Annotated in this window: 10 protein-coding genes; 7 read left to right on the forward strand and 3 right to left on the reverse strand. The window is 64.8% G+C overall.

What is annotated here, in order from left to right:
- Window positions 1–98: 98 nt before the first annotated feature.
- Window positions 99–1,241, reverse strand: coding sequence for a type III PLP-dependent enzyme (locus tag AC3WLX_RS28065; protein ID WP_492338394.1), 1,143 nt, complete (start codon window positions 1,239–1,241; stop codon window positions 99–101).
- Window positions 1,242–1,911: 670 nt separating this feature from the next.
- On the reverse strand, window positions 1,912–2,166 hold the full coding sequence (locus tag AC3WLX_RS28070) for a hypothetical protein (RefSeq protein ID WP_291627162.1): 255 nt from the start codon (window positions 2,164–2,166) through the stop codon (window positions 1,912–1,914).
- 134 nt (window positions 2,167–2,300) lie between these two features.
- Between AC3WLX_RS28070 and AC3WLX_RS28075 the strand changes: the two genes are divergently transcribed.
- The 4 genes from AC3WLX_RS28075 to AC3WLX_RS28090 all read left to right on the forward strand — a co-directional run bounded on the left by AC3WLX_RS28075 (window position 2,301) and on the right by AC3WLX_RS28090 (window position 6,710).
- A complete protein-coding gene (locus tag AC3WLX_RS28075; protein WP_492338395.1) occupies window positions 2,301–4,382 on the forward strand; it encodes a M3 family metallopeptidase in 2,082 nt (693 codons plus the stop codon).
- 8 nt (window positions 4,383–4,390) lie between these two features.
- Window positions 4,391–5,023, forward strand: a complete 633-nt coding sequence (locus AC3WLX_RS28080; RefSeq protein ID WP_492338396.1) for a DUF1007 family protein — start codon at window positions 4,391–4,393, stop codon at window positions 5,021–5,023.
- A complete protein-coding gene (locus AC3WLX_RS28085) occupies window positions 5,020–6,141 on the forward strand; it encodes a nickel/cobalt transporter (protein WP_492338397.1) in 1,122 nt (373 codons plus the stop codon). The genes AC3WLX_RS28080 and AC3WLX_RS28085 overlap by 4 nt, the downstream gene beginning before the upstream one ends.
- 131 nt (window positions 6,142–6,272) lie before the next feature.
- Window positions 6,273–6,710 (forward strand): acyl-CoA thioesterase, encoded by a 438-nt coding sequence (locus tag AC3WLX_RS28090; protein ID WP_492338398.1) that lies wholly within the window; start codon window positions 6,273–6,275, stop codon window positions 6,708–6,710.
- A gap of 6 nt (window positions 6,711–6,716) precedes the next feature.
- Here AC3WLX_RS28090 and AC3WLX_RS28095 read toward each other — a convergent pair whose 3' ends face one another.
- Window positions 6,717–7,115 (reverse strand): MAPEG family protein, encoded by a 399-nt coding sequence (locus AC3WLX_RS28095; protein WP_492338399.1) that lies wholly within the window; start codon window positions 7,113–7,115, stop codon window positions 6,717–6,719.
- Between the two features lie 82 nt (window positions 7,116–7,197).
- On the opposite strand from AC3WLX_RS28095, the gene hemH reads away from it, so the two are divergent.
- The 3 genes from hemH to AC3WLX_RS28110 all read left to right on the forward strand — a co-directional run bounded on the left by hemH (window position 7,198) and on the right by AC3WLX_RS28110 (window position 9,953).
- Complete coding sequence (gene hemH, locus AC3WLX_RS28100; RefSeq protein ID WP_492338400.1) at window positions 7,198–8,235, forward strand: ferrochelatase; 1,038 nt, start codon at window positions 7,198–7,200, stop codon at window positions 8,233–8,235.
- Between the two features lie 220 nt (window positions 8,236–8,455).
- Window positions 8,456–9,454, forward strand: a complete 999-nt coding sequence (locus tag AC3WLX_RS28105; RefSeq protein ID WP_492338401.1) for an SPFH domain-containing protein — start codon at window positions 8,456–8,458, stop codon at window positions 9,452–9,454.
- A gap of 55 nt (window positions 9,455–9,509) precedes the next feature.
- Window positions 9,510–9,953: an NfeD family protein gene (locus tag AC3WLX_RS28110; protein ID WP_492338402.1), complete on the forward strand. Its 444-nt coding sequence runs from the start codon at window positions 9,510–9,512 to the stop codon at window positions 9,951–9,953.
- Window positions 9,954–10,137 lie beyond the last annotated feature (184 nt).

Genomic DNA, 10,137 nt, shown 5'->3' on the forward strand with positions numbered 1-10,137 from the left:
AAGCACGCCTGCCCAAGACGTCGTCATATCGAGATGTCAGGGAGGGAGCCGGCAAGCCGGCTCCCGGGTTCGTCAGGCCTCTGGAAGAGAGAGGCGGATCAGATGTGGTACGTCTTCAGCGGCGGAATGCCGTTGAAGGCCACCGACGAGTAGGTCGACGTATAAGCCCCGGTGCCTTCGATCAGCACCTTGTCGCCGATCTCCAGCGTGACCGGGAGTGGATACGGGTTCTTCTCGTACAGCACGTCGGCGCTGTCGCAGGTCGGACCAGCTAGCACGCAGGGCGTCATGTCCGCGCCGTCGTGACGGGTGCGGATGGCGTAGCGGATCGACTCGTCCATCGTCTCGGCGAGACCGCCGAACTTGCCGATGTCGAGATAAACCCAGCGCACCTCGTCCTCGTCGCTCTTCTTCGAGATGAGCACGACCTCGGATTCGATGATGCCGGCGTTCCCCACCATGCCGCGGCCCGGCTCGATGATGGTCTCCGGGATCTGGTTGCCGAAGTGCTTGCGCAGCGCGCGGAAGATCGAGCGTCCGTAGGTCACCACCGGCGGCACGTCCTTCAGGTATTTGGTCGGGAAGCCGCCGCCCATGTTGACCATGGACAGGTTGATGCCGCGCTCGGCGCAGTCGCGGAACACCTGCGAGGCCATCGCCAGCGCACGGTCCCACGCCTTCACCTTGCGCTGCTGCGAGCCGACATGGAACGAGATGCCGCACGGCTCCAGGCCCAAGCGCTTGGCGAGGTCGAGCACGTCGACCGCCATCTCCGGGTCGCAGCCGAACTTGCGCGACAGCGGCCACTCGGCGCCGGCGCAGTCATAGAGGATGCGGCAGAACACCTTCGCGCCGGGCGCGGCACGGGCGACCTTCTCGACCTCGGCGGCGCAGTCGACTGCGAACAGCCGGATGCCGAGCGCAAAGGCGCGTGCGATGTCGCGCTCCTTCTTGATCGTGTTGCCGAAGGAGATGCGGTCGGGCGTCGCGCCTGCGGCCAGCGCCATCTCGACCTCCGCGACGGTCGCGGTGTCGAAGCAGGAGCCCATGGAGGCAAGCAGCGACAGCACTTCCGGCGCCGGGTTCGCCTTGACGGCATAGAACACGCGGCTGTCGGGCAGCGCCTTGGCGAAGCTCTGGTAATTGTCGCGCACGACTTCGAGGTCGACGACGAGGCACGGCTCGGTGTCGAGGCCTTCGTTGCGGCGGCTGCGCAGGAATTCCTGGATACGTTCGGTCATAGCACTCTCCAGCGGCCCCAGCGACGGGAGCCGTATCAACGTGACGTCTGACGAGAGTGCTTCGGCCGCATCGCGCGATGGAGGCGCGCCGAGGCCAAAGAACTCAAACCAGACTGTGCTGCCGTGGATTGGTTGGGAGTGTTCCCGCCCGCACACCTGGCAATGAAGGACAAGCCTTTTCAGTAGCCCGCGCCGGCGTTGGAATGCCGGTAGAGACCAAAAAAGCCCGATCCGTCGTTGCTTTAAGTCGCGTCCCCCGTTGAGAGCGGGGTGCGCCGGTTCGCCTCCGGCTGCCAGTCACGGTTGCAAAGAGCGAAGTCACCTTCGACAAGGCATCCCTTTGAGAGAGATGCTGGGCGCTCCGGGTTTGCTTCGGTCGTCGACCTTTCAGTCTCGACTTCCGCACGTCCGAAGAGCCCCTCGGCTTCTTCACCCCTTGGCGGCTGTCCGGCCTCTTGTCCGGATACCTACCGACTGACACACGACCACAGGCACGTGCGAAATTGGGCAAGTCCGCACATAAGTGTTTTGACTCGGCTTCGCAAGAATTTTTTTAGGCTGTGAGCAGAATGCCTAACATCTGCTTGCGCGCTGTGGCGCGAGCGACGCGGAAGATGAACGCGCGTTAAGTTTTCGCGGGCCTCGCGCGTGTTGCTGGCGCGAGGAAGTGTCAGCCGCGCTTGGTGAAGGGCTCGATGCGCTGAGCGCCGCGGATGAAGGCGGTCATCACGAGCACGCCGAGCGCGAACAGCACGGCCTGCAGGATGTGCGCGCCCTGGTCGCCGAGCCCGAACAGAATCGCAAGCGCCCAGCCGCCGGCAAAGGCGGCGCCGAACACCTCGGCGCCGATCAGGATGGCCGCGCTGATGACGGTGACGACGCTGGACCATACGATCTGGCGGGACGAGGAGGAGGGCGCGTTCATGGCTTCGGGGGTCCTGACTTCGAGGGCCGCAATCTCCCCGAAAAGGCGGCCGGGAGCAAGGGCAAACGGCCCAAAAAAGCCCCATCGCGTGCTATAGCTGGCCACAACAATCGCGCCACGAAACTGGACTTGTGATGTCAGAATCCCGCCAAATTACGGACCCCGAGACCAATCCGCTGCTGAAGGCCTGGGTGACGCCGTTCGCGGCCCCGCCCTTCGACGAGATCGAGCCGGAGCACTTCCTGCCGGCCTTCGAGCAAGCCTTCGCCGACCACGCAGCCGAGATCGCGGCGATCACCAGCGATCCGGCGGTGCCCGACTTCGCCAACACCATCACGGCGCTGGAGCGCTCGGGCAAGCTCCTGAGCAAGGTCGCGGCGGTCTTCTATGACCTGGTCTCGGCGCATTCCAACCCGGCCATCCTGGAGATCGACAAGGAGGTCTCCTTGCGGATGGCGCGGCACTGGAATCCGATCATGATGAACGCCGTGCTGTTCGGTCGCATCGCCCAGCTGCACGAGAACCGCGCCAATCTTGGGCTCACGCCCGAGCAGCTGCGACTGTTGGAGCGCACCTACACCCGCTTCCACCGCGCCGGCGCCGGTCTCTCCGAGGAGGCGAAGACGCGGATGGCCGCGATCAACGAGCGGCTGGCCCAGCTCGGCACCAGCTTCAGCCACCATCTGCTCGGTGACGAGCAGGACTGGTTCCTGGAGCTTGGGGAGGCCGACCGCCAGGGCCTGCCGGAGAGCTTCATCGCTGCCGCCAAGGCTGCGGCGGAAGAGCGCGGCATGGCGGGCAAGGCCATCGTCACGCTGTCGCGCTCCTCGGTCGAGCAATTCCTGAAGAGCTCGGCGCGGCGCGACCTGCGCGAGAAGGTCCACAAGGCCTTCATCGCGCGCGGCGACAACGGCAACGCCAACGACAACAACGCCGCCATCGGAGAAATCCTGAAGCTGCGCGAGGAGAGCGCAAACCTCCTGGGTTACCCGACCTATGCCGCCTACCGGCTCGAAGACTCCATGGCCAAGACGCCGGACGCGGTGCGCAGCCTGCTCGAGCGGGTCTGGAAGCCGGCCCGGGCGCGGGCGCTCGCCGACCGCGACGAGATGCAGGCGCTGATCACGGACGAGGGCGGCAATTTCAAGCTCGCCCCCTGGGACTGGCGCTTCTATGCCGAGAAGCTTCGCCTCCAGCGCGCCAATTTCGACGATGCCGCGATCAAGCCGTATCTCAGCCTCGACAACATGATCGCCGCTGCCTTCGACTGCGCCACGCGCCTGTTCGGCGTCACCTTCGAGGAGCGCAAGGACGTTCCGGTCTGGCACCCGGACGTCCGGGTCTGGGAGATGAAGGGTCCGGACGGCAAGCACAAGGCCCTGTTCTATGGCGACTACTTCGCCCGGCCGTCGAAGCGCTCCGGCGCCTGGATGACCTCGCTGCGCGACCAGCAGAAGCTCGACGGCGACGTCGCGCCGCTGGTTCTCAACATCTGCAATTTCGCCAAGGGGGCCGGCGGCGAGCCGTCGCTGCTGTCGCCCGACGACGCCCGTACCTTGTTCCACGAGTTCGGCCACGGCCTGCACGGCATGCTCTCCAACGTGACCTACCCGTCGCTGTCGGGCACCTCGGTGTTCACCGACTTCGTCGAGCTGCCGTCGCAGCTCTACGAGCACTGGCAGGAGCGGCCCGAGGTGCTGCAGAAGTTCGCCCGCCACTACCAGACCGGCGAGCCGCTGCCGGACGACCTGCTCCAGCGCTTCCTTGCCGCGCGAAAATTCAACCAGGGCTTTGCCACGGTCGAATTCGTCTCCTCGGCGCTGGTCGACCTCGAATTCCATACTCAGCCGGCTGAAGCCGCGCAGGATGTCCGCGCCTTCGAGCGGCGCGAGCTGGAGAAGATCGGCATGCCCGAGGAGATCGCGCTGCGGCACCGCCCCACGCAGTTCGGCCACATCTTCACCGGCGACCACTATGCCGCCGGCTATTACAGCTACATGTGGTCGGAGGTGATGGACGCCGACGCTTTCGGCGCCTTCGAGGAGGCCGGCGATATCTTCGACCCCGCCGTCGCCAAGCGCCTGCACGACGACATCTACTCGTCCGGCGGTTCTCTCGATCCCGAAGCCGCCTACGAGGCCTTCCGCGGCCGGCCGCCGGAGCCCGACGCGCTGCTGCGCCGCCGCGGCCTGCTCGACAACGCCAAGGCCGCGTGATGGGCACGATGCGCCGTCTGTTTGGATTGCTTCTGGCCGTCGGCCTGTCGCTCGCGGCGGGTGCCGCGAGCGCGCATCCGCATGTCTGGATCACTGCGACCAGCGAGCTTCTCTACGCCGCTGACGGCACCATCACCGGCGTGCGCCACGCCTGGACCTTCGACGACATGTTCTCGGCCTATGCGGTGCAGGGGCTCGAGAGCAAGACCAAGGGCGCCTACACCCGCGAGGAGCTCAAGCCCCTGGCACAGACCAACGTCGAGTCGCTGAAGGAATACGCCTACTTCACCTTCGCGCGAGCCGACGGCAAGAAGGAGCGATTCCAGGAGCCGGTCGACTACTACCTGGACTACAAGGACACGGTGCTGACCTTGCACTTCACGCTGCCGCTGAAGAACCCGGTCAAGCCCAAGCAGTTGGTGCTCGAAGTGTTCGACCGTTCCTTCTTCATCGATTTCCAGATGGCCAAAGAGAATCCGGTCAAGCTGGTCGGCGCGCCCGCAGGCTGCCAGATGAAGCTGGAGCGGCCGAACGACGGCTCGGCGAGCGCCCAGAAGCTCGACGAGCAAACCTTCCTGAGCGGCGAGAACGCCAATTTCGGCATGATGTTCGCCAACAAGATCACGGTGGATTGCCCTTGAAGCCGCAACTCCCTCCGCTCGCGCGCGCCGTGCTCGCCTGCGCCGCCGTTCTGCTGATGGTCGGCGTGGCCGATGCGGCGCTTCACGAGGTCCTCGCGCAAAATCCGTTCGGCGCGCCGCGCCCGGCGCAGGCGGCCGGGTCCGAGGCGGGCGGTGTAGTCGGCTGGCTCCTGGCCAAACAGTCGGAATTCTATCGCCAGATGTCGGCAACCATCCGCGCCGCCAAGTCCGACGGTTCGGCGGTGTGGACGCTGCTCTTCATCTCGTTTGCTTACGGCATCTTCCATGCCGCAGGCCCCGGCCATGGCAAGGCGGTGATCGCCTCCTACCTGGTCGCCAACCGCGAGACCGCGCGGCGCGGCATCGCGCTGTCGTTTGCGTCCGCCCTGATGCAGTCGCTGGTGGCGATCCTGATCGTCGGCATCTCGGCCTGGGTGCTGAACGCGACCGCAAAGACCATGTGCAAGGCGGAAGGGGTCATCGAAATCGCGAGCTACGCCCTGATCGCGTTGTTCGGCCTGCGCCTGGTCTGGGTCAAGGGCCGCATCTTCATTCGCGCGCTGCAGGCGATTCAGCCGGTGCCGGCGATCGCCGGCGTGCCGCATGACCATCATGATCACAGCCATCACCATGATGCGCATGATCATCACGGCCATGATCATCATCATCACCACGATCATGCCCATGCGCACGCCCATCATCATCACGGGCACGACCACGTTCATGACGAGCATTGCGGTCACTCCCACGGCCCCGCTCCGAGCGAACTCGCCGGTGCCGGAGGCTGGCGGCGCGGCTTTGCCGCCATTCTGACCGTCGGTATCCGTCCCTGCTCGGGCGCGATCCTGGTGCTGGTGTTCGCGCTCGCCCAGGGCCTGTTCTGGGCAGGCATCGCCGCGACCTTCCTGATGGGATTGGGCACCGCGATCACGGTGGCGGCCATCGCCGTCGTCGCCGTCTCCGCCAAGGACATCGCCGCCCGCCTCAGCGCCGGCCGCGACGGCGGCGGTGCACTCTTCATGCGCGGCATCGAATTCGCGGCCGCCGGCGTCGTGCTGCTGTTCGGCGCAGGCCTCCTGTTCGGCTACATCGCGGCCGAACGGACGACGTGTTTTTGAGGCACTCTCTCTTACCCTCCAGGGGAGGGTAAGAAGCGCACGGGCTGCAATCGCCCAGCCCAGTCGCTTCCCGAACGCCCTCCGGTCCGCTATCAGTCCTTCAAACCAACAAGAACGTCTCGGGGGACGCCATGTCGCGCGAACAATTCTGGTTTTTTCATCCGTTCCGGGTGCGGTATTCCGAGATCGACGGGCAGGGCGTCGTCTTCAACGCGCATTACCTGACGTATTTCGACACGGCCATCACCGAATATTTCCGCGCGCTCGGCTTCGACCAATATGCCGACGCGCAGGCGAGCGGCATCGATTTCCACGTCGTCAAATCCGTCATCGAATACAAGGCGCCGGTCCGCTTCGACTGGGAGCTCGATGTCGGCGTGCGCGTGGCGCGGATCGGCAATTCCAGCCTCCTCTTCGATCTCGCGGTTTTCCTGAAGGGCGGCACGGATGCGCTGGTGACCGGCGAGATCGTCTGGGTCTACACCCATCAGGAGACCCACCGTCCGGTCACGATCCCGGCATCGATGCGGGCGCTGATCGCGACGCGGGAGCGGCATCTGGCGGCGTGAGCCGCCTCACACCGGCAGGAAGCGCTTCAGGGCCGGCATGAAGAAGATCCCGAGATTGATAGCAAAGCCGACGCTCCAGAGGATCGAGCGCAGCGTGGGGCGGTTGCCGAGATAGGTCAGCACGTAGGCGATCCGCACGATCAGGAACAGGGCCGCGAGCTCGTCGATCAGCCGCTGCGGCGCATCGCGGAATTCGGCGAGCAGCACGGCGAAGGCGAAGAACGGAAAGGTCTCTATGCCGTTCTGGTGCGCGCCGAGCGCGCGCTGCGAGAGGGCATCCTCGTAGAAGGCGGGGTCGCGCGGCCGGGAATTGTCGAAGCGGCCGAACCTGATCCATTTGATCGCGGCGATCGTAGACAGGTAGAGCAGCAGCGCTCCAAAGACGCACCATTCCGCGAGTGTCATCGTCCTTCCCCGGCCTGGCTGCGACCCTAACGAAACCCGCCTCATCTTGACAAGTTCGGACCAACGCGCGACCCAACCAGCCATGACCAGCGTCGTCCCCCTCGAGACAGCGAAACCGGCCCCCCGATCCGCCCTGCCGCGCGTCGGCGTGCTCCTGATCAATCTCGGAACGCCTGATACGGCCGATGCCCGGGGAGTGCGGGTTTATCTGAAGGAGTTCCTCTCAGACGCCCGGGTGATCGAGGATCAGGGCCTGATCTGGAAGGTGGTGCTCAACGGCATCATCCTGAACACCCGTCCCCGGGCCAAGGCACGCGACTATCAGAAGATCTGGAACACCGAAAGGAACGAGTCCCCGCTCAAGACCATCACACGCTCGCAGAGCGACAAGCTGGCCGCGGCGCTGTCGAGCCACGCACATGTCGTGGTCGATTGGGCGATGCGCTACGGCAATCCCTCGATCAAGGCGGGGATCGACGGGCTGATCGCCAGGGGCTGCGAGCGCATCCTCACCGTGCCGCTCTATCCGCAATACTCCGCCTCGACCTCCGCAACGGTCTGCGACGAGGTGTTCCGCGTCCTCTCGCAGATGCGGTCCCAGCCGACGCTGCGGGTGACGCCGCCCTACTACGAGGACGAGGCCTATATCGACGCTCTCGCGACCTCGATCGAGGCGCATCTTTCGACGCTCTCCTTCGAGCCGGAGCTGATCGTCGCCTCCTTCCACGGCATGCCGAAATCCTATGTCGACAAGGGCGACCCCTATCAGAGCCATTGCGTGGCGACGACGGAGGCGCTGCGCCGGCGGATGAAGCTGGACGATACCAAGCTGCTGCTGACCTTCCAGTCGCGCTTCGGTTTCGACGAGTGGCTGCAACCCTACACCGACAAGACCATGGAGCGTCTCGCCAAGGAAGGCGTGCGCCGCATCGCGGTGGTGACGCCAGGCTTTTCCGCCGACTGCCTGGAGACGCTGGAGGAGATCGCGCAGGAGAACGCCGAGATCTTCGAGCATAATGGCGGCGAAGAGTTTTCCGCCATCCCCTGCCTCAACGACAGCGAGCCCGGCATGGACGTGATCCGTACCCTGGTGCTGCGCGAGCTTCAGGGCTGGATCTGACATTGCGCCCGGGCGGCAATCGTTAACCCTTGCCGCTAGGTCTGCTGCGACCTGCTTTCAAGAGCTTTCGCTCAAATACATAATCGTCACCGCTCCTTTCTGTGCGCCTTGTGCGGAATCGAGCCGATGCCGACGTTACTCGCGACCGCTGAACCGGTAGGGTATCGATCCCGACCAATGACAGCGCCGGAAAGGGCCTTTTTGCCGGCTTGGAGGAGATATGAGCGGCTTCGACATTTTCGCGATTGTTCTGGTATTGCTCGTCATCGTTACGCTGGTCGCCGGCGTGAAGACGGTGCCGCAGGGCTATGACTGGACCATCGAGCGGTTCGGCAAATACACTCAAACGCTCAGCCCCGGGCTCAACCTGATCGTGCCCTATTTCGATCGTGTCGGGCGCAAGATCAACATGATGGAGCAGGTGATCGACATTCCCGAGCAGGAGGTGATCACCAAGGACAACGCCACCGTGACGGTGGACGGCGTCGCCTTCTACCAGGTGTTCGATGCCGCGAAAGCCAGCTACGAGGTTTCCAACCTCAACCAGGGGATCACGGTGCTCACAATGACCAACATCCGGTCGGTGATGGGCTCGATGGACCTCGACCAGGTGCTGTCGCATCGCGACGAGATCAACGAGCGCCTCTTGCGCGTGGTCGATGCCGCGGTCTCGCCCTGGGGTCTCAAGGTCAACCGCATCGAGATCAAGGACATCGTGCCGCCGGCCGACCTCGTCGAGGCCATGGGCCGGCAGATGAAGGCCGAGCGCGTCAAGCGTGCCGACATCCTGGCGGCCGAAGGCCAGCGCCAGTCGGAAATCCTGCGTGCCGAGGGCGCAAAGCAGGGGCAGATTCTCCAGGCCGAAGGTCGCAAGGAAGCCGCGTTCCGCGATGCCGAGGCACGCGAGCGTTCGGCGGAGGCCGAGGCGAAGGCCACCCAGATGGTCAGCGAAGCGATTTCCAAGGGCGACGTCGCCGCATTGAACTATTTCATCGCCGACAAATATATCAAGGCATTCGGGCAACTGGCCGACTCGCCGAACCAGAAGGTCATCATGCTCCCGGTCGAAGCGATGAGCATGCTGGGCTCGCTCGCCGGCATCGGCGAGATCGCCAAGGCAACGTTCGGCGAGGCTACTGCAGCCGCTGCCGCGCGCCGCCCAGGATCGGTGCCGCCGACCGGCAGCACGCCGCCGGTCGTGCCGCCGCGGCAGGGTTAGTCACGGGCCCACGACCCCTTGGCGAGGGCGCGGGCGCATGAGAGAAGGTCGTGTCATGACCGACATGTTCGTATCGCTCGGCAGCTGGAACTGGCTGATCCTCGGCTTCATCCTGATGGGGCTGGAGGTGCTGGCGCCGGGGATATTCCTGTTCTGGCTCGGGCTTGCCGCGCTGCTGGTCGGGCTGATCTCATTCACTGTTGCGGTGTCCTGGCAGATCCAGCTCGTGATGTTCGCCGTCTTCGCCGCGGCTGCCGTACCGGTGTGGCGCCGCCTCGCCAAGCCGAAGCCGGATACCAGCGCAAGTCCGTTCCTCAACAAGCGCAGCGAGGCGCTGCTGGGCCGCGAGTTCACGCTGGAGAAGCCGATCATCGACGGCTCGGGCACGGTGCGTATCGGCGACACGGTCTGGCGCGTGGCCGGCCCCGATACGCCGGCGGGGACGCGGGTGAAGGTGGTGCAGGTGGACGGCGCGAATCTGACCGTGGCGGCGGCCTAACTTCTTACCCTCCCCTGGAGGGCTATCGGATTCACACATCTCGAAAAGAGAATCTTCTTCAACGAGTTAGCTGAAGGCCGATATTGGGCACTCACATGCGACGGAACCGAAGCAAGTGACTCGAATGACTCGCATTTCCGGATTGGCGGGCAGAAGGCTCCGACAGAGATGTGTGAACATAGTA

The organism is Bradyrhizobium sp. FW305-F6, assembly GCF_058782905.1.

What these genes read in the sequence shown, in the direction of transcription:
- AC3WLX_RS28065 (WP_492338394.1), bottom strand. Translation starts at nt 1,241, where the DNA reads ATGACCGAACGTATCCAGGAATTCCTGCGCAGCCGCCGCAACGAAGGC.
- AC3WLX_RS28070 (WP_291627162.1), bottom strand. Translation starts at nt 2,166, where the DNA reads ATGAACGCGCCCTCCTCCTCGTCCCGCCAGATCGTATGGTCCAGCGTC.
- AC3WLX_RS28075 (WP_492338395.1), top strand. Translation starts at nt 2,301, where the DNA reads ATGTCAGAATCCCGCCAAATTACGGACCCCGAGACCAATCCGCTGCTG.
- AC3WLX_RS28080 (WP_492338396.1), top strand. Translation starts at nt 4,391, where the DNA reads ATGCGCCGTCTGTTTGGATTGCTTCTGGCCGTCGGCCTGTCGCTCGCG.
- AC3WLX_RS28090 (WP_492338398.1), top strand. Translation starts at nt 6,273, where the DNA reads ATGTCGCGCGAACAATTCTGGTTTTTTCATCCGTTCCGGGTGCGGTAT.
- AC3WLX_RS28095 (WP_492338399.1), bottom strand. Translation starts at nt 7,115, where the DNA reads ATGACACTCGCGGAATGGTGCGTCTTTGGAGCGCTGCTGCTCTACCTG.
- hemH (WP_492338400.1), top strand. Translation starts at nt 7,198, where the DNA reads ATGACCAGCGTCGTCCCCCTCGAGACAGCGAAACCGGCCCCCCGATCC.
- AC3WLX_RS28105 (WP_492338401.1), top strand. Translation starts at nt 8,456, where the DNA reads ATGAGCGGCTTCGACATTTTCGCGATTGTTCTGGTATTGCTCGTCATC.
- AC3WLX_RS28110 (WP_492338402.1), top strand. Translation starts at nt 9,510, where the DNA reads ATGACCGACATGTTCGTATCGCTCGGCAGCTGGAACTGGCTGATCCTC.